Raw genomic sequence first — 22,694 nt, 5'->3', positions numbered from 1 at the left:
CTCACACCGAGGCGATGCGCTCCTGGGGTTCGGTGAGCAGGAAGGCGCCGCTTTGGATGCGCTCCTTGAGCGCGTCCGCGATCTCCAGGGACATGACCCGGCTGGTGAGCGGCGTGGTGGCCACGGACTCGCCGTTGACCCTGATCTCGCCGGACATGAGTTCCGCGTAGCTCGGCTGGGCCAGCACCCGTTTCACGCCGTTGGGGTAATCGTGGCCGTAATCGACCACGGGCATGGTGATGTCGGCATCGCAAACACCCGTGAAGAAGGCCATGTCCTCGTCCAGGACGGGAATGGGGATACCCACCCCCACGGCCAGCGAGCTGCCGTAGCCAAGGAAGCTCACGCCGCGCAGCCAGCGCGCCTGCATCTGCTTCAGGTCGCCGCGCACCATGAGGGTCCCGGCCGGGTGCAGGGGTAGACCGCGCTCGCTGCGTTTGGGACGCGGGTTGTGCTGCGTGCCCGAGCCCAGCACGTAACCCTCGCCGCCGCCCAGGAATATCTTGGTGCCAAGCCCTATTGTGCGGAAGAAAGGATCATTGAAGAGCGGCGAGAGTTCGCCTGCTGTAGCGAAGTTGGCGTTTTTCAGGTTGGGTTTGAGCGGCCCCATGTAGGTGTAGATGGTCCGAGAGGTCATGTTCACGGCCACGTTGTAGCTCTGGTAGCAGTTGCGCGGGTTGAAAAGCTGCGCATAGGGGAGATCCGCCAGGGTTATCTCCTTCTCCAGCTTGAGCTTGGGGTAGCAGTCCGTGCCGTAGGATTCGCACCACAGCGAAACCGCGCGGCCACGCACCAGATCCTCTATGACGTGACCGCCGCCGTACTTGAAGCGGCCGGGGTGAATCTTGTTCAGAGGATCGTCCTTCCTGAGCTCGGTCACGCCCAGATAGGCGTCCACGGCGGCCAGGCCCGCGTGGCACGGCACGTTGTTCAGCCGCATCTTCTGGACCTTGATGAGAGGCGGCTCCTGTCCGATGTTGAAAAGCATGCCCGACGAGCACATGGGCGAGAACGTGCCTGTGGTCACCACATCCACTTCACGAGCGGCCTTGGCCTTACCCATGCTCTTGACCGCCTCGACCATCTCCGAGGCGTTGAGAACGACCGCCTTGCCCTTGCGGATGCGCTCGTTGATCTGAGAAATAGTCTTGGAGGCCTTTGCGGCTCCACCCATGGCTTCATCTCCCTCGAGGTCCCTAGGCTCTCGCAATGGTCCGGGACGCTTTGCATTTCGGCAATAGTGGCGCAAAGCGCGGCGCTTGGCAACTCGCCAGTGGCGCGGCGAGCGCAGGATATCCGCTCGCGGCGGCCTTTCCCGCCCCTGTTCAACAAATTACCCCAACATGGTTTTCCACTGTCTGGAACAGTGGGTGAGACAATCTTCACAAAGGGGCTTTTTTTACCCCTCAACACTTGGCTTAATCCTTGATTTACGCTATATAACGGCTTGTGTTGAGGCGGTCGCGGAGAGGTCCTGCGACCCTGTCCGGAGAACACGACACCACGGCTTTTCCCCAATGAACCACAACACACCCCTCAAGCCTTGAAAAACGCCCTCAGAGCCCATTTGGAGCGGACTTTTTCCGACCTGGAGCTCAAGCGCTGGTTCGATCCGCTTGGCCTAGATTTCGCCAAGGAGGATAAACGGCTGCTGGTGGTCTTTCCCCACGCCTTCTTCTCCACCTGGTTCGCCCAGAACATTCAGGGCCGCTTCGAGGAGCAACTCGGCGCATATCTCGGCCCCGGCTACGTCATTTCCTACGCCACGGGCAACAACAGCACCCACCAGGGCCGCGCCCTTCCTCTCCTTGATAACACATCAAAATCAATAGATTTTCCTTTCGGAAGCCAGTTCACTTTCGAATCCTTCCTGGTCAACCAGAAGAATTATTTCCCCCTGGCCTCGGCCAAGGAAGTGGCCAAACAGCAGTCGATAATCTTCAACCCCTTCATCATCTGCGGCGAGAACGGCTCAGGAAAGACCCACCTCCTACGGGGCATCGCCAACGAGATCAGCAAGAATCTCGACGCGAACCGCATCTATCTCGGGACTATAGAAGACGTGAACAACGTCTATCAGGTCCGTCACGCGGGCGATGTCTTCAAGGCCCGCGAGCACTTCACCTCCTTCGACGTGCTGTGCATCGACGACTTCCAGCAAATCCAAAAAAATCCCTCGCTGCAGCAGGAACTCGTCCTGCTCTTCAATTCCTTCTACGACAACCGCAAACAGATGGTTTTCGCCTGCTCGGACAAGCTGACGTCCTACGATTTCCTGCATCCGACGCTGAAATCCCGACTCGAATGGGGGCTCATCGTCAACCTCAAGTCGCCGGATCTCGACATCCGCGTGCAATACATCCGCAACCAATGCCGCCAGAAGAAGATCAGCTTGGACAAGGAACAGATCCTCACCCTTGGCCAAAGGTTTCACGACTTCCGCTATCTACAGGGAATCCTCCTCAAGATCTTCGCTTTCAAGGAACTGGTCAATAAGGACATCGGGCAGAAAGACTTCGAACTCATTCTCTCCCACACCGAGGACGCGCCGCGCCCGGCCCTGACCGCTGACATGGTCATCGAGACCGTGGCCGACCACTTCAACATCGACCCCAAGGAAATCAAGGGCTCCAAGCGCCACCACGAAATAGTCAGGGCGCGGCAGATGGCCATGTTCCTGTGCCGGGAGATGCTCGGCTCGTCCTTCCCGGCCCTGGGCCGCATCTTCGGCGGCAAAGACCACTCAACAGCCTTGTATGCCGTCAATAAAATCAAAAAAATGCAAAAGGTTAGCAAAGATATGAAACAACTGTTGATAACTTTGAAACAAAAGTGCCTAACCAAGGACCGGACATGACCACCTCCATGCGGGCTGTTCCTTCCGTTCCCGGCGGATTCCTTTTTCAGAATCTAACTTTTTTATTCATTTCAAACTGATGACTGAAATACGAACAACACGTCGCTGCCTACTCCAACAACAAGGAGATTTTATATGTATGTAAAAGTCTTCCGCGACGACATCATCGAAGGCCTGCAGAAGTCGTCGAACATCATTCCGGCCAAGACGGGCGCCGCCTTTTTGCGCACCATCTGGCTCAAGGCCGAGGGCGAAACCCTGTCCATCATGTCCACGGATTCGAACCTCGAATTCAGCGGTGCCTACCCCGCCCGCGTGCAGACCCAAGGACTGGTCGGCGTACAGGGTCGTTCCTTCTACGATCTTGTGCGCAAGCTGCCTCCGGGCGAGATCGCCATCAAGACGGACGAGGCGGGCACGCACCTGCTCATCGAGCAGGGCAAGCGCAAATACAAGCTGCCCACCAACGACCCGAGCTGGTTTCAGAAATTTTCCGAGTTCCCTTCCGGCGAAACAGTGGTCTGGTCGGGCGATTTCCTCTCCGAACTCATCGACAAGACCGCCTTTTGCATCTCCGACGAGGACACCATGGAGGCCATCGCCTGCCTGAACGTGGTTCCCGGCACGGACAAAGCGGGCGAGCGGATCATCCGCGCCCAGGGGTTGAACGGACACCAGTTCGCCATGCTCGGTTTCCGCAACGAGGATCTGCACGCCATGCTCCCGCACGGCGGCATTCTGATCCAGAAAAAGTATCTGCTCGAACTCAAGAAATGGCTGCCGGCGGGCGAGATCGAACTGGCCATCGGCGACAAGCGGTTGTTCTTCCGCACCGGCGACAAGGTGGAATCCTTCAGCCTGCCGCTTTCTTACTACCAATATCCGGACGTCGGCGGGTTTCTCTCCAAGATCCAGTCCGGCGGCGCGGCCACGCTCAAGGTCGATCGCCAGGAATTCATGGACGCCCTGGACCGCATCATGATTTTCAACTCCGAGAACAACCGCTGCACCAACCTCTCCTTCACCTCGGCCGAGATGGCCCTTTTCTCCCAGGGGCAGGACGTGGGCACAGCCAACGAGTCGCTGAGCGTGGAATTCACCGGAGATATCCAGAAGATCGCCTTCCCGACCAGAAACCTCATCGAGATCATGAGCCACTTCGCTTCCAAGCAGCTCGTCTACACCCTCTCCGGAACCGAAGGCCCTTGCGGCGTGACCGGCTCCGACGACCCCGACTACCTGGTCATCATCATGCCCATGAAGGTCGCCGAGGAAACCTACTACACCGAGGAAGAAGTCTAAGCGATGCTTCCCGAGAAAAACATCTCCTCCTACACGGCCGACAGCATCCAGGTGCTCGAAGGCCTGGCCGCGGTGCGCAAGCGCCCGGCCATGTACATCGGCTCCACGGACGTGCGAGGCCTGCACCATCTCGTTTACGAGGTTGTGGACAACTCCATCGACGAGGCCATGGCCGGGCACTGCGATCGCATCAAGGTCGTGTTGCACCTGGACAACTCCGTGACAGTCTCGGATAACGGACGCGGCATCCCTGTGGACATGCACCCCAAGCTCGGCCGTCCCGCAGTCGAGGTCGTCATGACCAAGCTGCACGCGGGCGGCAAGTTCGGGGACGGCGCTTACAAGGTCTCGGGCGGTCTGCACGGCGTTGGCGTGTCCTGCGTCAACGCCCTCTCCGAATACCTCGAAGTGACCATCAAGCGCGACGGCAAGCGCTATTTCCAGCGCTACGAGCGCGGCGCGCCCGTGACCGACGTGACGCCCCAGGGCGATGCCGAGGGGCACGGCACCACGGTCCGCTTTAGGCCCGACGAGGAGATTTTCGAGACCAACCAGTTCATTCACGAGACGCTGCAAAAGCGTTTCCGCGAACTGGCCTACCTGAACTCCGGCCTGACCATCGAATTCACCGACGAGCGCTCCGGCCAGAACGATTCCTTCCGCTACGACGGCGGGCTCATGGAATTCGTGAAGGACATGAACGAGGGCGAGACGGCCATCCACCACATGCTCTACGGCAAGGGCGAGCAGGACGGCGTCATCGTGGAGTTCGCGCTGCAATACAACGCGGGCTACAAGGAAAACGTCCTGACCTTCGCCAATAACATCCGCACCAAGGAAGGCGGCACCCACTTGGTGGGCTTCAAGACCGCCTTCACCAGGGCCATCAACAGCTACATCAAGACCGCGGACCTGCCCAAGAAACTCAAGGAGACCGTCACCGGCGAGGACGTGCGCGAGGGCCAGGCGGCCATCATCTCGGTCAAGCTGCCCCAGCCGCAGTTCGAAGGCCAGACCAAGACCAAGCTCGGCAACTCCGAGGTCGTGGGCATCGTTTCTTCCTTGGTCTATGAGAAGATGACCACTTTCTTCGAGGAGAATCCCGGCGACGCCAAGGCCATCGTCGAGAAGATAGTGGACGCGGCCCGGGCCCGCGAGGCCGCGCGCAAGGCGCGCGACCTGGTGCGGCGCAAGGGAGCGCTTTCGGACCACTCGTTGCCGGGCAAGCTGGCCGACTGCCAGTCCAAGAAACCCGAGGAGTCCGAGCTGTTTATCGTCGAGGGCGATTCGGCGGGCGGTTCGGCCAAGCAAGGGCGAGATCCCAAGTTCCAGGCCATCCTGCCCCTGCGCGGCAAGATATTGAACGTGGAGAAGACGCGCTTCGACAAGATGCTCGGCAACAAGGAGATCAGGGCCTTGATCACGGCCATGGGCGCGGGCATAGGCGAGGACGACCTCGACCTCGACAAGCTACGCTACCACAAAATCGTGATCATGACAGACGCCGACGTGGACGGCGCGCACATCCGTACGCTGCTCCTGACCTTCTTCTTCCGCCAGTACGAAGAGATGATCACCCGGGGCAAACTCTTCATCGCCCAGCCGCCGCTGTTCCGTGTGGCCAAGGGCAAGACCGAGCGCTACATCACGAGCGAATCGGAACTGCACGCCTACCTGCTCTCGCGCATGGCCTCGGAAATCACCGTGACCGCCCCCTCGGGCGCCACGCTCAGCGGCCGCGAACTCACGGCCTTCTTAGACAGTGTCTCCTTTCTTCGCGCCAAGACCGACGAGGCCGGCAGTTACGGCATTTCCGAGAGTCTCATGCTCGGGCTGCTCGATTTCGAGCCCAAGCTCTCGCCCGACTATTTCGAGGAAACGGTCTCGGACGAGCAGCTCGGCCCCCTCTTCGACCACATGGCCAAGCGCGGTTTCACTTGCCGCACCGAGCGCCAGGAGGACGAGATCGAGACGCGCGTCTTCGTGGTCTTCGAGGCCGCGGACGGCGGTGCGGTGCGCCTGGGCGTGGAGTTCTTCAACTCCAAGGTCTACAAACAGTCCTACGACGCCTTTGCGGAATTGAAGCGCACGGCGGGCGGATTCACCTTTCAGGTGAAAAGCGGCGAGAACGCGTCCGTCACTGTGGAAGGAGCCTTCTCGCTGTTGCGCCACGTCCTGGACGAGGGCCACAGGGGCTTCACCATCCAGCGCTACAAGGGTCTTGGCGAAATGAACCCCGAACAGCTCTGGGAAACCACCATGAACCCCGAAAAGCGCACCATGCTGCAGGTGACCATCGAGGACGCCATGGAGGCCGACGACATCTTCCAGAAGCTCATGGGCGACAAGGTGGAGCCGCGCCGCGCCTTCATCGAGCAAAACGCCCTGAGCGTCTCGGAGTTGGATATTTAGAGAGAAGAGAATATGCCTCCGGCGGCCAGGGGACCTGAGGTCCCCTGGACCCCAGGGTCCGAGTCCGCCGGAAAGGACAGTGCGCGGTCCGGGCACGAGAGCGCCAAAAAGTTTTGGAAGGAAGGTGGGGGTCCAGGGGAGGAGGGAAACCTTTTCCAAAAGGTTTCCCTCCTCCCCCGGGATCACCCGTAAGGAGCCTTGCGTGAGCCAGATAAGCATCGAACAGGAAATCAAGAAATCGTACCTGGAGTATTCGCTCTCGGTCATCGTGGGCCGTGCGATCCCGGACGTGCGTGACGGGCTGAAGCCCGTGCACCGGCGCATCCTGTACGCCATGCACGAGCTGTCCAACTCCTGGAACCGCCCCTACAAGAAGTCCGCGCGCGTGGTCGGTGACGTCATCGGTAAGTACCATCCGCACGGCGACTCGGCGGTCTACGACGCCCTGGTGCGCATGGCCCAGGACTTCTCCATGCGCGATCCGCTCGTGGACGGCCAGGGCAACTTCGGCTCCATCGACGGCGACGCCGCGGCGGCCATGCGATACACCGAGGTGCGCATGGCGCGCCTCACGGCCGAGTTTCTGGGCGACATCGACAAGGACACGGTCAACTGGCGGGCCAACTACGACAACTCGTTGCAGGAGCCCGTGGTGCTGCCCACCAAGGTGCCCAATCTCCTGCTCAACGGTTCGGCCGGCATCGCCGTGGGCATGGCCACCAACATTCCGCCCCACAACCTGGGCGAGTTGGTGGACGGAACCATCCACCTGCTGGACAATCCCGACTGCACCATCGGCGATCTGACGGCTTTCATCAAGGGGCCGGACTTTCCCACGGCCGCTTCGTTGTACGGCGGACGGGGCCTGGCCGACGCCTACGCCACGGGCCGAGGCACCATCCGCATCCGGGGCACGGCGGAGATCGAGGAGGCCAAGAACGGCCGCCAGTCCATCGTCATCACGGAGATCCCTTACGCGGTCAACAAGTCCACGCTGGTGGAGAAGATCGCGCAGCTCGTGAACGACCGCAAGATCGAGGGCGTCTCGGACCTGCGCGACGAGTCCGACCGAAAGGGCATCCGCATCGTCATCGACCTGAAGAAGGGCAGCATCGCCGAGATCATCGTCAACTCGCTCTACAAGTACACGCAGCTTGAGACGTCGTTCGGCATCAACATGATGGCCGTGGTGGACAACCGGCCGATGCTCCTGAACATCAAACAGATTCTGGAACATTTCCTGCGCCACCGGCGCGAGGTCATCCTCAGGCGCACCCGCTTCGACCTGGACAAGGCCGAGAAGCGCGCCCACATCCTGGAGGGCCTGCGCATCGCGGTGGACAACATCGACGAGGTGGTGCAGCTCATCAAGACGTCGGCCTCGCCGGTGGAGGCCAAGAGCCGCCTCATGGAGCGCTTCGAGCTTTCCGAGATTCAGTCTCAGGCCATTTTGGACATGCGGCTGCAGCGTCTGACCGGCCTTGAGCACGAAAAACTCCTGGAGGAGTACCGCGAACTCATCAAGCGCATCGAGTATCTGAACTCCATCCTCAAGTCGGACGAGGTGCTCAAGGGCGTGATCCGCGACGAACTGGCCGAGATCAGGAAGACCTTCGCCACGCCGCGCCGGACCGTGATCATCGAGCAGGATCCCGACGCCATCGACATCGAGGATTTGATCGCGGACGAGGACGTGGTCATCACCTTCACGCGGCGCGGCTACATCAAGCGTGTGCCCCTGGACAGCTACCAGCAGCAGCGCCGGGGCGGGAAGGGCATCGCGGGCACGGCCACGAGCGAGGGCGACATGCTGCACTCGCTTCTGACCACGAGCAACCACCAATCCCTGCTGCTCTTTACGAACCAGGGCCGCATGCACCAGCTCAAGGTGCACCGCGTGCCCGAGGGCAGCCGCTACGCCAAGGGCGCGCACATCGCCAACCTCATCCCCTTGGAGAAGGACGAGTACGTGGCCACGGCCTTGTCCGTGCGCGACTTCGCCGAGGACCGCTTCTTCCTCTTCGTGACCAAGCGCGGCATGGTCAAGCGCACCCTAGCCTCGCTCTACAGGAACGTGCGTTCCTCGGGCATCAAGGCGGTGTTGCTGCGCGACGACGACGAACTGATCATGGTCCGCCAGATCGACCAGACCGACGAGGTGGTGCTGTGCACCCGCGAGGGTACGGCCATCCGCTTCTCTGTGACCGAGGTGCGGCCCATGGGCCGCACGGCCAGCGGCGTGAAGGGCATCGCCCTGCGCGGCAACGACATGGTCATGGGCGCGGTGATCGTGCCGCCGCAAAAAGAGGGTGAGCCCGACGAGACCTGGGGTCACATCCTGACCGTGGCGGAGCGCGGCTACGGCAAGCGCACGGCCGTGGGACAGTACCGCCTGCAGTCGCGCGGCGGCCGGGGTGTGATCAACATGAAGCTCACCCAAAAGACCGGCAAGGTTCTGGGCGCGATCCTGGTGCAGGACGACGACCAACTGGTCATGATGACCTCGGCGAACAAGGTCATCCGCATCGGCGTGCGCGACGTGAGCGTGGTGGGCCGGGCCACCCAGGGCGTGCGGCTGGCCGCGCTGGACAACGGCGGCGTGCTGGCGGCCTTCGATCTGGTGCGAGAGGACTATCCCCTTGACGTGGTTCCCGAATAGCGGACCGACCTGGAGCGGGGCGCTGCGCGTTCTGCTCCCGGTCCTTCTCCTGACGCTGCTTACGGTCGCGTGCGGCCGTGAGCAGCGTCGGGAGGATCCCCTGGCCGACGCGGTGCGCGCCTACGACCAGGGGCTGTATCTGCAAGCCGAATCGCTCTACGAAGAATTCCTGCAAAAGAATCCCACAGATCCCAGACGCTGGCAGGCCTGGACGCGGCTCTTGGACATCGTGGGCAGCATCCGGGGCGACACGGAGAAGGCCCAGGCCATCCTCGAAGCCATGCTGCTCGAATTCGGCTCGGAACCGGAGCGGGCGCGGGCCGTGCTCATCAGGAAGGGCGATCTGCACCGTGGCGAAGGGCAGGTCAATCAGGCCGTGGAGGCCTGGCTCAAGGCCCAGCGGCTGCAGGAGCGGCAGGCAGACCCGTGCGTGCTGGCGCTCAGATTTTCAGGGGCCTACGTGAGTCTTGGATACTTCGATCTGGCCCAGGACGCCCTACGCGAGTGTCTGACAATCGCGCAGGAGCCGGGATGCCGCGCACGATGCCGCATAGAGCTGGCCCAGACCTACGCTCTTCTGGACAACTGGACGCAGGCGGCCGAACTGCTCGAAGAGGCCGTGGCCACGGACTCCCTGAATCGGGAGGACAGGAGCGTGGCCGTCTTCCTCTTGGCCGAGGCCGTGCTGCATCTGGGCCAGACCGAGCGCGCGAAAGAGCTTTTGACCTCCATCCTCGATACGCACCCCAATCCCTTGGCCGTGCAGGCCAAGCTGGACCAGATCAAGTAGCTTCCGCAGTCTTTGCGGATGCGTTGCGGACCCCCTGTGGACGAAGCCATGCGCCTCACAGACGTGAGGACACATCCATTTTCGCGTGCAATACGCCGATTATGTTCACGTATGCTTTGTCTGGCGTGACGGTGTGGAAGATCACATGACTTCCGGCCGGAATCGACCGAAAGCCCTCGCGGATTTCCGGGCGCGGCCTGCCGAGCAGCGGAGCGGCGGCGAGTTGCCGGAAAACCGCTTCGATCTCCAAAAGATAGGCGTCCGCGCGGGCCTCGCCCCAGGTCTGTTCGGTATAGGCCCATATGTCGAGCAGGTGCGTCTTGGCGGCCGGTGTGATGCGGACTTCAGCCATGGCGGATCGCCTTGGCCTCCGCAAGGATGTCCCTGACTCCGCCCGAAACGAACTGGCCGCTCTCCGCCTGGGCGGCGCCGGGGGCAAGCTCGCGGCGCAGGGCGTCGAGCTTCATCTGGTAGATCAGTTGCTCATGCGTCTCCATGAACCGAAGCGCCTCGCGGATGACCTCGCTCGCGTTGTTGTACAGGCCGCTCTCGACCTTTTGCCGCACCCTGGCCTCAAGCTCGGGCGTCAGTGAAACGTGCATATGTTCGCCTCCTTGAAAGGATCCCAGGCTGCTGAAAAAGTCTCATCTGCGGCGTTGCCGCGAAAAGCTCATTTTCATTCAATCCATTTCCAAATTATCCCCTTACCATAGATTGTCAATCTTTGTATCGACCGGCTGCGGCTCGGCCAGCTTGATGCCCTTGGAGATCGTGGAGAACCGCACGGCGAGGCGCAACGGATGCGTTGCGGCCGTTCCGTGATTGGGACGGAGCGCGTGACTTTTCTCGAGTCCGTCCTTGACAACACCCTGCCCTGTCATACATATTAGCGTCGATTTATATGTTTATGTCGGCGCCAAGGAGACCGCATGTCATCGCCAATCGAACATCCTGAGTCCCAGGAGCGGCATCTTGCGGACGTGGCCTTTCTGGCCCGGGCGCTGGCGGACGAGAACAGGCTGCGCATCCTTCTCTTCGTGCGCCACGGCAGGAAGTCCGTGAGCCAGATCGTCGAGGAGCTGGGTCTTTCGCAGCCCCTGGTCTCGCACCATCTGCGGGAGCTCAAACGTGCCCTGCTCGTGGACGTGGAGCGGCGCGGCCCGTTCGTCCTCTACGGCCTCACCCGCATCGCGGCCGTGGATGTCATCGAGGCCATGCGCGATCTGGCCGGCAAGCTCGTAGCGGAACGCACACGCTTTTGACCCTCGCAAGGAGAATTCGCATGAACGAGATCGAAGCCATCGTCGCGCGGCTGGAACCCAAGGAAGCGGCCGCGGCAGTGGCCAGGGCCGCGCGCGCCGTGTTCCCGCTCCTGGACGACGAGGCGCGCCGGGAATTCATCGAACAGATGCTCGGTGAGCCCGGCGAGGACAAGGTCGTCGGCATGGTCCATCTCTGACTGGCCGAATGCATGGACGAAGGTGTCGATCCAACCGCAATGTGCCAAAGTCTCGTGGACAAGGTCGCCCAGTCCAAACAGCTCATGGCCGTGGCGCATCCCGAAATTCTCACGCTGTTCGAGAACTGGCTCGAAGAACTCGAGGACGAGGTCATCCGCTGCGCCGCGGCGCAGGGAACGGATGTGGATGAGCTTGCCGAGGCCACGGGGCTGTCGCGCTCCGGCGCGCGGTTCCTGATATCCAAGCTCCGGCGTGAGGGAAGACTCTAGGAGGCCGACCTGTAAAAGCAAGCTTGTCGGCAGCCTCCTGGAAGCCGCAGACAAGGGAGAAGACGATGCGTACCACGAAAACAACGCTCGTGGCGGTCCTGGCCGTGTTCGTGACCGTGACCGCGCTGTGGCTGACCAACAGGGCCGTGACCCCGAAGACGGCCACCTGGGACGACGCGGTGGCCGAGGCCCGCGAGGGCGGATATCGCCTGGTCACGACCGTCGAACTTGCCGAATGGTACGCGCGGGCCGACGAGACGGGCCTTCTCCTCGTGGACACGCGCCAGGATTGGGAGTTTCACGCCGGACACATCGAGGGCGCGGTCCTCTTTCCCATGGAGCCCACGGCCTTCGCGCGCTGGCGCAAGAAGGGCGAACTGGCCGGGATGCTCGGACCCGACAAGGAACGGCCCGTCGTCTTCTACTGAGCGGGCCTGACCTGAGTCCGCAGCGACTCTGCGGCCCGTGTGGCCGTTTCCCTCGGTTACCGCAACGTCTTTCGCGATCCGTATGGATACCCCGACTGGCAGGCCGCCGGGCTGCCGGTGGCCTTCGACGCCGCACACCGTGAAGCCGCATCCGAGGACCCCACGCCCGGCCCGCTCTACGGCTGGGGGATGGTCTGGACCCTGCTCGGCATCTTCCTGGGCGGCATGGCCCTGAACCTGACCCCGTGCGTCTATCCGCTCATCCCCATCACGGTCTCTTATTTCGGCGGCCGCAGCGGCCAGGGCCGGGGCAGCCTCGTGGCGCACGGCGCGCTGTACATGCTCGGGCTCGCCCTGATGAACTCGCTCCTCGGCGTGGCCGCCGCGCTGACCGGCGGGATGATGGGCGCGCTGCTCCAGAACCCGGCCGTGCTCCTGGCCGTGGCCGGACTTCTGCTCGCGTTCGCGGCCAGCCTGTTCGGGCTGTGGGAGATCAGGCTCCCCTCGGGGCTCACTCGGGCCGCGTCCAAATCCTACACGGGCCATTTCGGCACCTTCTTCATGGGGCTGACGCTCGGCGTGGTGGCCGCGCCGTGCCTCGGGCCGTTCGTGCTCGGCCTTCTGACCTGGGTGGCGAGCCTGGGCAGCCCGTGGCTCGGTTTCCTGGTCTTCTTCACCCTGAGCCTTGGGCTCGGCCTGCCGCTCTTCGTCCTGGCGATGTTCTCGGGCAGGCTGGAGAAGCTGCCCCGGTCCGGGGAGTGGATGTTGTGGGTGCGAAAGCTCATGGGCTGGGTGCTGGTGGGCATGGCCGCGTATTTCGTGCGGCCGCTTCTCTCCGAGACGACCGGACTTCTCGCCCTGGCCGTTGTGGCGCTGGGCGCCGGGCTGCATCTGGGCTGGATCGACAGGGCCACGGCGAACTTCAGGGTCTTTGGCGCGATCAAGGCCGCAGTTGGCGTGGGCGGCGTGGTCCTGGCGATCGTCCTCGCCGGACCGTTGCTTTTCCGGGGACCGGCCGTGTTCTGGCAGACCTATTCCGACGACCTCCTGGCCCAGGCCAGGGAGCACGGCAGGCCCGTTATCATCGACTTCTCGGCCGCGTGGTGCACGCCCTGCCGGGAACTCGACGAGCGGACCTTCCGCGATCCGGCCGTGGTGCGTCTGGCCGACGAGAAGATGGTCATGATCAAGGTGGACCTGACCAGGGGCGGCGATCCGCTGCACGAGCGGCTCGTGAGCGAGTACGCGGTCAGGGGCGTGCCCACGGTGGTCTTTGTGGATCGGGACGGCCACGAGAGGCCCGAGCTTCGACTCGTGGACTATCTGCCGCCCGAGGAATTCGTGAAGCGCATGGAAAGCGTGCTCGAATGAGCCGCGAAGGAGAACGCATGCTCATGGTCAGGTTTTTTCTCAACGAGCCCAACGGCAAGCCGTGAAGGCACTTCAAGGCCATGATGCCCAGGCTGGGCACGAAATACGACGTACAGATCGAGGTGACCGCAAAGCCCATGGCGGAATACCAGAGCGACGAATATTTCGAACTGGATCTGCCTGCCGCGCCAGCGGTGATGGTCGGCGATGAGATCGTGACCGAGGGCGCGGACATTTCCGAGGACGAACTCGAAGCCTGCATCCGGCGTCACCTGGGGCTTCCCGAACTGGAAAAAAGAGGGTTGCTCGGCCGACTCTTCGGCCGCTGATGCGCCAGGGAGCGTCGGAGCGAAGTGACGATCCCATGGCCTGAAGCAGAGCGAGCGAGAAGCGGAAACAGGCTCCCCCTACTCCCCCGACACGCCATCCAACCGGTCTCAGTCGTGCTTCCGTTCGTACAGGACAAGGATTTCACCACGCACGTCCACGCGGGGCAGCCGCGCGGCCAGGGCATGCAGCGTCGAGCGCCAGCCCCCGGCCCGGGTTGCTGGCGTGCCCGCCGGTACGGACGGCCTTCGGTAGCGGCATTGGGGGCAGATCGCGTAATCGGTGAAGCCGCCGAAGACCCGCGTGCGCCATGGCGCGGCCATGGCTTTGAGCAGGTTTTCGCGACGCGGCAGCAATCGCTGCGTCAGTGGCCGGAAACCGGGCAGCAGCCGCATCAAGGCGTCGCCGTCGTAGGAGCGAAGGTGGTAGCTGGGGTTGAAGACGCAGCCGCAATCGGGGCATTCGGCCTGCAGGCGGCGTTCGCGGTAGGGGACATTGACGAGAACGAAGCGTCGTGCCACGCGGGCAAGTTCGCGGAGTCCCTGCTCGTGGATTGCGGAGGGCAGATGTTCGAGCATTTCCATGGTGACGACGCAATCCACGGCCTCGTCGGGCAAGGGAAGGCGGTTCGCGGTGCCCATGAGGATTGGGGAGGTGCACCGGGCGGCGCGGATCGCAGCGCCGGAACGTTCAAGCCCCAGGGTTCGGACGTGGGGGCGAGCGGTTTCGAAATCCGCCAGGAAGAGGCCCGGCCCGGCACCCACGTCCAGCAGGCTGTCCACCTCATGCGGGACCAAGTCCACGGCAGCAGCCCTGCGTCCGATGTCGAAGGAGTCGCCACCGACGCCCTCAATGCCGCTCGTCTCGAAGTGCTCCTCCTCGGGCGAGGATTCTCTGGCCGGGGCGGGCAGGCGAAGGCCTCCGAGCGTACCGATTTCTTCGGACCACTGACGGGCAAACGCCTCCATGGCCGGGGTGGCATGGGGCAGAAGATGCGCAACGCCACCGATAACGGGGTAGAAAAGCCCCCTGCCCCGCGCAATGAGCACCCCTGCCTCGATGCCATCGGCAGGACTCCCGGCGAACACGCGAAGTTCGAGCAGCTCGCCGCTTGCGGGACAGCGAAGGTGGCCCAGCAAGGCCTGGTCGAAGCTGTTTTTCATGGCGGTTCCCTTCATGAGACGAAGACATCCTCGCGTCAAGCGCCTTCTTCGCCAGAATGCGGATACATGCGCCGAGATCGGTCCGGCTCACCAGTCCACCGGTACCTGCACAACCTGTCCGTGTTTGTTGCGGAAGAGCAGGTGCCCGCGCTCGCGGCCGTGGAGGTAGAGATCGCGGGTGATCTGTACGTCGCGCGTGCAGTACTCGGTGATCAGGTCCAGGCGGCCTTCCTTCCACCATTGCAGTGATTGCAGACCGTCTGCGGATTTGGGCACGCCCAGCGTCTCCTCGGCCAGGTGGCCCAGGGAGAGGCGGTAGCCCAGGCGCGCCTTGACCGTATCGAGCATGTCCAGGGTGGGCAGCGCGGCGAAGTCGAAGTCGTGCGCGCCGCTGAGCACGAGGTAGTCGAAGCGCTTGATGTTGAAGCCGATCACGAGACCGAGCCCGGCCAGCCGCTCGGCCAGCTCGGGGATGCGCTCCTCGGTGTAGGCGTGAAAGGTCTGGTCGCGCGAGTCGTAGAGCACGGCCACGGCCACGCCCATGCGCGCGGCGCGGTGCCAGCCGCCCACCTCCTGGGCCGAGCGCCGCGTCTCCACGTCGAGCACGCCGTAGGCGGGCAGGGGGCGCGTGGCGGTCTCGCGGGGTTCTCGCGGTTCGCAGTTGGAGCTTGGAGGAGGCATGTTTTCCTCTGTCGGCGCAAGGGGTTGGAATGTCTCCGGGGTGGCCGTGGCCAGGGCTTCGAGCACGAAACAGGCTGCGTCCTTGGAGATGGGGCGGTTGCCCGAGCCGCACTTTGGCGAGTGCACGCACGAGGGGCAGCCAAGCTCGCAGGCGCAGTCGCGCACCGTGGTCAGCGTGGTGCGCAAAAGCTCGGCTGCCTGGGAGAAGGCCTGGCGCGTGAGGCCCACGCCGCCGGGGTGGCCGTCGTAGATGAACACGGCCGCGCGGCCCACCTGGGGATGGAAGGGCGTGGAGATGCCGCCGATGTCGTTGCGGTCGGCCATGACCAGCAGCGGCAGGATGCCGATGGCCGCGTGCTCCATGGCGTGGATGCCGCCCATGAAATGGTGGCGCGTGTCCTCCGTGGCCTGCTGCACGGCGCGCGGAATCTCGAACCACAACCCCTCGGTCTCGAAGACCAGGGGAGGCATGTCGAGCGGCACGAGGGTCAAAAGGCCGTTGTCTCCCGCGCGGCGCTTCTCGTAGCCCGTGATGCGCTCGGTGACGCGCAGCCGCCCCAGGAAGACCCGGCAGCCGAGCGCCGTGGCTTGGTCGTGGATGGCCAGTATCTCGGTGTCCTTCTCGGCCCTGGTGCGGGTGTAGTAGCCCACGCGCGCGGGCCGCGCAAAGACGCTCTTGCCGCGCAGGTCCAGCTTGGCGACGACGTAGGAGCGGCCCCGGTGTAGATAGACCGCGCCCTCGTGCGCCTCGCGCATGGCGCGGTGGGCGTCGATCTGGCCGATGACGCGGCCCTTGGCCGCGCCCTCCTCGGGGGTTGCCTGACCGTCGTCCCCGGGACCGGCCGGGCCCAGGTCGATGATCGGCATGGATGCGCCAGCGCCGCGCAGGTCCACCTCGCGGTGCGGCCGCTTGCGCTTGGAGTGCAGTTCGCGGCCGTCGGCCGAGACGAGCAGCTCGCCTGCGGCCGCCATGCGCTCGGCCTCCATGGCGATGGGCTCCTCGGCCAGGAAGGGCTCGCCGCGCGCGAGGGTCAGTTCGGCGGCCGCGCAATCCAGGTGCCGGGCCACGATCACCGGGTTGTAGGGGTTGAGGACCGCGGCCTCGGGCGGACGGGCGAAGAAGTCCTCGGGGTGGCGCATGAAGTACTGGTCCAGGTTGTCCTCGCCCGCCACCAGGACCACGGCCGAGTCCTGCTGCTTCCTGCCCACGCGGCCGCCGCGCTGCAGGGTCTGCATGACCGTGCCGGGGTAGCCCGCCAGGATGCACACGTCCAGGCCGCCGATGTCGATGCCCAGTTCCAGGGCCGAGGTGGAGATGACGGCCAAGAGCTCGCCCGAGGCCATGCGGCCCTCGATCTCGCGCCGCTCCTCGGGCAGAAAGCCCGCCCGGTAGGCGCTGATGCGGCCCTTGAACTCGCCGGATTTCTCGGCCGCCCACAGGGCGATGAGTTCGGTCATGCGCCTGGATTTGGCGTAGACGATGGTGCGCAGCCCGCGCTCCAGGCATTCCTTGAGCAGGCGGATGGCGGCCGTGGCGGGCGAGGCCTCGGGGTTGACGAAGAGCACGTGGCGGCTGCCCGTGGGCGCGCCCGAGGCCAGCACCGGCGAGACGCACAGCCCGGACAGCCCCTCGGACAGTTCCACGGGGTTGCCCACGGTGGCCGAGCAGAAGACGAAGGTGGGCGAGGAGCCGTAATAGTCGCACATGCGCCGAAGCCGCCGGAAGACCAGGGCCATGTGCGAGCCCATCACGCCCCGGTAGGTGTGGGCTTCATCCACGACCACGAAGGACAGCGAGGCCCACAGCGCGGCCCAGGTGGCGTGGTGCGGCAAAAGCGAGAGGTGCAGCATCTCCGGGTTGGTCAGGAGCACGTGGGGCGGATCCTGGCGCAGCTTGCGGCGGACGTGGTCCGGGGTGTCGCCGTCGTAGGAGGCGGCCCGCAGCCGCTCGTGGCTGGGCAGGAGCGCGGCCAGCTCGCCGAAGGTCCGAAGCTGGTCCTGGGCCAGGGCCTTGAGCGGGAAGAGGCACAGGGCGCGCGAGTCGGGCCGGGCCAGAAACTCCTCGAACATGGGCAGGGTGTAGGTCAGCGACTTGCCCGAGGCCGTGGGTGTGGCCACGACCACGTGGCGGCCCATGCGGGCCAGGTCCACGGCCTCGGCCTGGTGGCTGTAGAGGCTCGCGACCCCGCGCGCGGAGAGGAGCAGGCGCAGGGCCTGGGGCAGGGGCCGGGCGGTTTCGGCCAGACTCGGCTCGCTCGCGGGCAGCAGGCGGTGGTGGACCACGTCCGGCCCGAGCACGGGCGAGTCCATGACCGCCGCGACGAAGTCGCGCACGCCGCTCACGGCTGTGCCCTCCCGGACTTTTCGCGCATCCGCAACGAACTCCCGCAACTGGTTCGCGCACGGGCGGCCAAGGCAGCGGTGCGCGCATGGCCGGGTCCGGGGCGGGACGAGACGGGATATGCGGGAGTGGCGTTTTTCATGGGCGGGCGTGTCCGCCGCCGCGCGAACGCGGCGGGCCGTGACCGGCAAAAATTAGCATACTTCAGACGGGACGCTTTTTGAAGCTGGCGTGAAACACCCGGCTTACAGGAGTCCGGCAGACGATGAGGCCGTTGGCGAATCCCTGTCATCCACAGGAATTCGGCAGACCGTCTCAAAAGCGCCAGATGCAAGGCGCAAGGAAAATCCAGGCACGACGCGTATTAACAATACGCGAGGGACTGGATTTTTTGCGGCAACGCGGCAGATGGTGCTTTTGAGGCGGTCTGCTAATGTCCTGCGATGCCGTATTTCTTGAGCTTGTACTGGAGGTTGCTCTTGGAGAGGCCGAGCATGTCCGCGGCCTTTGTCTGCACGAATTCGGACTTCACCAGGGCGCGGCGGATCAGGGCGGCCTCGATCTTCTCCAGGGTCTGGGTCAGGTCCAGGCGCTCGGGCAGCATGTCCACGGCGCTCTTGTACTGCGCTTCCTCGTCCTTGATTTCCGGCGGCAGATCCTCCACGCCGACCACGTCCTTGTCCGCCAGGACCACGCAGCGCTCCATGACGTTTTCGAGCTGGCGCACGTTGCCCGGCCACTCGTAGGCCGTGAGGTATTCCAGGGCGTCGGGTGTGAAGCCCTTGAAATGCTTTTCGTTGTGCTTGGCGTAGGTGTCCAGGAAGTGGGCCGCGAGCAGCGGGATGTCCTCGCGCCGCTCACGCAGCGGCGGCAGCTCGATCTGGACCACGTTCAGGCGGTAGTAGAGATCCTCGCGGAACGCCCCTTCGGCCACGGCCTTTTGCAGATCCTTGTTGGTCGCGGCCACGATGCGGATGTCCACCTCGATGGGCTTTGCCCCACCCACGCGCTCGAAGGAGCGCTCCTGCAGCACGCGCAAAAGCTTCACCTGCAAGTCGTGCGAGAGCTCGCCGATCTCGTCGAGGAAGAGGGTTCCGCCGTGAGCCAGTTCGAAGCGGCCGCGCTTCTGCGCCACCGCGCCGGTGAAGGAGCCCTTCTCGTGGCCGAAGAGTTCGGATTCGAGCACGCCGGGGTTGAAGGCCATGCAGTTGATGGAGACGAAGGACTCGTCTTTGCGTGGAGAAGCGAAGTGAAGCGCCTTGGCGATGAGCTCCTTGCCCGTGCCGGATTCGCCGGTGATGAGCACCGTTGACTTGGTGGGCGCGGCCCGGTCCACCATCTCCAGAACCTTGCGGATGGCCCGGCTCTTGCCGATGATCTTGTGCAGGCCGTAGCGGTCGGCCAGGGTCTCGCGCAAGAGCCTGTTCTGGCGCGAGGTGGCCGCGAACTGCACGGCCTTGGTCACGGAGAGCAGCAACTCGTCGTTGGAGAAGGGCTTGGTGATGTAGTCGAAGGCTCCGATGCGCATGGCCTCCACCGCGGCCTCGATGCTCCCGAAGGCGGTCATGATCAGCACGGGGATGTGCGGATAGTGCTTGCGCACCCGCTCCAGCACGTCGCGGCCCGTGAGCTTGGGCATCTTCATGTCCGTGATGACCACGTCCACCTCGGACTCCTCCAGGAATTCCAGGGCGGTCTCGGGATCGTTCAGGGCGGTCACGGAGTAGCCCTTGTCCGAGAGCAGGGCGTCGAGGATGAGCAGGTAGTTCTGCTCGTCGTCGATGATCAGAATGTGCTCGGCCATCTATGCGTCCTTTCGTGCGTCCGAGGAGAAGGTGACGGTGACGCGCGCGCCGCCGTCCTCGTTGTTGGAGATGTCCAGGCTGCCGCCGTGGGCGCGGATGATGTTGTCCACGATGGTCAGCCCAAGGCCGGTGCCGTTTTGTTTCGTGGTGAAGAAGGGATCGCGGACGTGGTCCAGAGCCTCGGCCGGGAAACCCGGCCCGGTGTCCGCGACCACGAGGGTCAGGCCGTGCTCGTCCCTGGCTGCGGTCAGGCGGATGGTTCCCGGACCGTCCATGGCGTCCAGGGCGTTGGCCACTAGGTTATAAACCGCGCGGTAGAGCAGGTCCGCGTCGCCCTTCAGGGGCAGCGGCTCGGCGTAGTCGCTTTCGATGTCCACACCCTGCTCGCGGCACTTGTGCTCCATAAACACGGCCACCTGGTGCAGTACGCGGGCCATGTCCACGTCGTCCTGGCGCGGCTGCTTGGGCCTGGCGTAGTCCAGAAAATCGTTGACCGTGCGCGAGAGGCGCTTGGATTCGTCGAAGATGGCCGTGAGCAGCTTGGCGTTGGCCCCGGCGGGGTTCTCGGCCTTGGCCTTCTGGAGCAGAAGCTCCGCCGTGGAGCGGATGATGCCCAGGGGGTTTCGGATCTCGTGGGCCACGCCCGCCACCATGCGGCCCATGCTGGCCAGCTTTTCGCTCTGATGCAGTTCGCGCTCCAGCCGTTCCTTTTCGAGCGCCCTCTCCACGGCCAACCGGTCGGCCCGCCTGAGGACCATCATCACGATCATGAACAGCGCCAGGGAGGTGACCAAGGTCGAGGCCACGATAAGCCGCTCGAAGTTCACGACCTTCAGGTAGTCCTTGGTGATGTCCTGGGTGAATTCGATGGCGCCGATGATGGGGCCGCGCGGCTCGTCCGGGCTCAGGCGGCGGTCGGCGCGCAAGGCGTGGATGGTGCTCATGGTCACGTCCTCGGGCTCGAAGTCGAGCACGAAGATGGAGCCCCAGGTGCTGTGCTTGTTGAGAATCTGGAAGTGGTTCTCGCCCTCTTCCAGGGCGCGCTCCACGGCCGCGCCCGAGCGTCCGGTCTCGCCGACTTCTTCCGGGGTCATGGAATAGACCACCTTGCGTTCGAAGCCGTGAATGCGGACCTCGATGACGTGGAAACCGTGGATCGTGGTGCGCACGATCTGGTCGAGGCGTTCGTACTGGCGGGGGTCGGTCAGGTCCACGTTGCCGAAGGCCAGAATGCTCGGCAGGGTGAAGCGCTGGAATATCTGGTGGTTCAGGTTCTCGGCCAAGAGCAGGGCGTAGTCCTCCTGCTTTTCCAGGAGCGCACGGCGGGCATAGTCCGAGAGGAACACCGAGAGCACGAGGTTGCTGCCGACGATGAGTACGAAGATGGTCACGGTGATGACCTTGGCGGCCTGAAACGGGCCTGTGGGGGGCGTGGCGGACGGCACCGGCATCCTTCTTTCTCCCGACGCGCGGGGGTTTTGTGGCGGACACACGCGGCGGGCGGATCGCGAACCGCCGCGTGGCGGCACACTACACCGCCTCGCCTCGCCGCGCCACCCCCCGGGTCGACAGCCGGATCGCTCCGGGCGGGCAAGGAAAGACCTCCGCCCGGCGCGTCGTTTTACACGACGCAGGTCGGGTGGCGATTGAGGAAGGTTCATGGATGGTCAGAGTCGGCGGCGACGCATGAAGAGGCCCTCGCCCGAGGACGAGGGGATATCTCGTCTGCCGCGCAGCAGGCGGATCGCGAGCAGGGGCAGGCCCACGGCCAGGAAGGCGGCCAGCCCGGAATACAGGGCGAAGAGATGCATCACGGCGGTGGAGTTGGTCAGGCCGGCGAGGTTCGCGGACCGCTCGGCGAAGGTGCGAGCCGTATCCAGAACCATGAGCAGCACGTCGGTCACTTCATGCATGGCGCACCTCCTTCCAGGGTGCTGAAAAAACTCCATCTGCCGCGTTGCCGCGAAAGGTTCAAATCCTCGCGTATTGGTAATACGCGTCGGTCTTGAACTTTTCTTGCGCCTTGCATCTGGAGCTTTTTGAGCACCCTGGCGGTTGAAAAACTCCATCTGCGGCGTTGCCGCGAAAAGTCCAAACCCTCACGTTGGTCAAATTGCGCGTCGGGTTGGCGCTTTTCCAACGCCTTGTATCCGATGCTTTTAGAGCACCCTGGCAAACGAGTTTGTCAACACGCTCATTCTCAATGCTGTGCAGAGCACGAAACGTGCCGTGACTGATTTTTTTGACTATGTTTGTTAAGACCTTGTTTTGGCGTGATCTTTAATTGAAGAAAAGCGCCGATGCCGGGTCTTGGGGCCAGTACGCGATGCGGGGAAAATCCATGAAACAGCGAAGGCTCAGGCTGAAAATCCTGTAATTGTGGTGTGTTCAATAGGGCGGACCATGGCCGACGGGAGTTTCGAGATGGCGCAAAAGGAATCGCCCCGGGAACGGGGGGACGTTCCCGGGGCGGCAACAGGGGCGAGGGGGAGGTTTCGCCCTGGTGCGCGGGGATGGACGGGCATTGCCCGACGCAATGCCCGATCGAGCGCCCCGCGAGCGGGCCGCCCGATTCGGCATGGCTGCAAGCATCTCCCGTGCCATCGAACGTAGATCAATTATTTCGGGATGTTGCAATATCCGAAGAGGCCGAAATCCATCCACGGAACGTGGATTCTCCACGAAATGACGATATGGGTTATCCACAAAGTATCCTGCCGTCCGTTCGCTGGGGTTTTGCCGTCAGGCGAAAGCGGTCAGGAGCCGGTCGCACAGGGCGTCGATGGTCTCCTGCTCGGGCAGCCCGAGCGCCGAGGCCTAGCCGAGCTG

Annotated in this window: 16 protein-coding genes and 1 pseudogene; 9 read left to right on the top strand and 8 right to left on the bottom strand. The window is 63.7% G+C overall.

The features are described from left to right. Position 1: 1 nt before the first annotated feature. Positions 2-1,174, bottom strand: coding sequence for a homocysteine biosynthesis protein (locus DSAT_RS06275; protein ID WP_020885475.1), 1,173 nt, complete (start codon positions 1,172-1,174; stop codon positions 2-4). Between the two features lie 393 nt (positions 1,175-1,567). Here DSAT_RS06275 and DSAT_RS06270 point away from each other — a divergent pair, with 393 nt between their 5' ends. The 5 genes from DSAT_RS06270 to DSAT_RS06250 all read left to right on the top strand — a co-directional run bounded on the left by DSAT_RS06270 (position 1,568) and on the right by DSAT_RS06250 (position 10,020). Further along, the gene (locus tag DSAT_RS06270; RefSeq protein ID WP_020885474.1) at positions 1,568-2,857 is read left to right on the top strand and encodes a DnaA ATPase domain-containing protein; all 1,290 of its coding nucleotides are present in this window, start codon (positions 1,568-1,570) and stop codon (positions 2,855-2,857) included. A 135-nt stretch (positions 2,858-2,992) separates the two neighbouring features. After that, on the top strand, positions 2,993-4,159 hold the full coding sequence (gene dnaN, locus DSAT_RS06265) for a DNA polymerase III subunit beta (protein ID WP_020885473.1): 1,167 nt from the start codon (positions 2,993-2,995) through the stop codon (positions 4,157-4,159). 3 nt (positions 4,160-4,162) lie between these two features. Then, on the top strand, positions 4,163-6,571 hold the full coding sequence (gyrB, locus tag DSAT_RS06260; RefSeq protein ID WP_020885472.1) for a DNA topoisomerase (ATP-hydrolyzing) subunit B: 2,409 nt from the start codon (positions 4,163-4,165) through the stop codon (positions 6,569-6,571). Between the two features lie 202 nt (positions 6,572-6,773). Next, positions 6,774-9,230, top strand: coding sequence for a DNA gyrase subunit A (gene gyrA / locus DSAT_RS06255; RefSeq protein WP_020885471.1), 2,457 nt, complete (start codon positions 6,774-6,776; stop codon positions 9,228-9,230). Continuing rightward, positions 9,211-10,020, top strand: a complete 810-nt coding sequence (locus DSAT_RS06250) for a tetratricopeptide repeat protein (protein ID WP_020885470.1) — start codon at positions 9,211-9,213, stop codon at positions 10,018-10,020. Before gyrA ends, DSAT_RS06250 begins: the two co-directional genes overlap by 20 nt. Positions 10,021-10,075: 55 nt before the next feature. Here DSAT_RS06250 and DSAT_RS06245 read toward each other — a convergent pair whose 3' ends face one another. Beyond that, a complete protein-coding gene (locus tag DSAT_RS06245; protein WP_020885469.1) occupies positions 10,076-10,372 on the bottom strand; it encodes a type II toxin-antitoxin system RelE/ParE family toxin in 297 nt (98 codons plus the stop codon). Then, complete coding sequence (locus DSAT_RS06240; protein ID WP_020885468.1) at positions 10,365-10,622, bottom strand: type II toxin-antitoxin system ParD family antitoxin; 258 nt, start codon at positions 10,620-10,622, stop codon at positions 10,365-10,367. Before DSAT_RS06240 ends, DSAT_RS06245 begins: the two co-directional genes overlap by 8 nt. A gap of 327 nt (positions 10,623-10,949) precedes the next feature. Between DSAT_RS06240 and tsoR the strand changes: the two genes are divergently transcribed. The 4 genes and pseudogenes from tsoR to tsoC all read left to right on the top strand — a co-directional run. Next, a complete protein-coding gene (gene tsoR / locus DSAT_RS06235; protein ID WP_020885467.1) occupies positions 10,950-11,282 on the top strand; it encodes an ArsR/SmtB-type metalloregulator TsoR in 333 nt (110 codons plus the stop codon). Positions 11,283-11,302: 20 nt separating this feature from the next. Further along, on the top strand, positions 11,303-11,749 hold the full coding sequence (gene tsoA, locus DSAT_RS15895; protein WP_332113310.1) for an LULAXC motif selenoprotein TsoA: 447 nt from the start codon (positions 11,303-11,305) through the stop codon (positions 11,747-11,749). 65 nt (positions 11,750-11,814) lie between these two features. Beyond that, the gene (gene tsoB, locus DSAT_RS06220; RefSeq protein ID WP_332113257.1) at positions 11,815-13,548 is read left to right on the top strand and encodes a rhodanese/DsbD fusion-like selenoprotein TsoB; all 1,734 of its coding nucleotides are present in this window, start codon (positions 11,815-11,817) and stop codon (positions 13,546-13,548) included. A 77-nt stretch (positions 13,549-13,625) separates the two neighbouring features. Next, a pseudogene (gene tsoC, locus DSAT_RS06215) lies at positions 13,626-13,877 on the top strand (NEPxGxxU motif selenoprotein TsoC); the annotation flags it as partial. 108 nt (positions 13,878-13,985) lie between these two features. Here tsoC and DSAT_RS06210 read toward each other — a convergent pair. The 5 genes from DSAT_RS06210 to DSAT_RS06190 form a co-directional block, all read right to left on the bottom strand. Continuing rightward, positions 13,986-15,053 (bottom strand): class I SAM-dependent methyltransferase, encoded by a 1,068-nt coding sequence (locus DSAT_RS06210; protein ID WP_040370904.1) that lies wholly within the window; start codon positions 15,051-15,053, stop codon positions 13,986-13,988. A gap of 72 nt (positions 15,054-15,125) precedes the next feature. Further along, a complete protein-coding gene (locus DSAT_RS06205; RefSeq protein WP_020885460.1) occupies positions 15,126-18,062 on the bottom strand; it encodes a DEAD/DEAH box helicase in 2,937 nt (978 codons plus the stop codon). A gap of 428 nt (positions 18,063-18,490) precedes the next feature. Beyond that, positions 18,491-19,864, bottom strand: coding sequence for a sigma-54-dependent transcriptional regulator (locus DSAT_RS06200; protein ID WP_020885459.1), 1,374 nt, complete (start codon positions 19,862-19,864; stop codon positions 18,491-18,493). Then, entirely contained in the window at positions 19,865-21,316 is a 1,452-nt protein-coding gene (locus tag DSAT_RS06195) for a sensor histidine kinase (protein ID WP_020885458.1), read from the bottom strand. Positions 21,317-21,532: 216 nt separating this feature from the next. After that, on the bottom strand, positions 21,533-21,778 hold the full coding sequence (locus DSAT_RS06190; protein WP_020885457.1) for a hypothetical protein: 246 nt from the start codon (positions 21,776-21,778) through the stop codon (positions 21,533-21,535). Between the last annotated feature and the right edge of the window lie 916 nt (positions 21,779-22,694).

The sequence above is a fragment of the Alkalidesulfovibrio alkalitolerans DSM 16529 genome (assembly GCF_000422245.1).
Classification (GTDB): Bacteria; Desulfobacterota; Desulfovibrionia; order Desulfovibrionales; family Desulfovibrionaceae; genus Alkalidesulfovibrio; species Alkalidesulfovibrio alkalitolerans.
The sequence above is the reverse complement of the archived record's forward strand: the minus strand, read 5'-3'. Positions and strand labels throughout refer to the sequence as shown.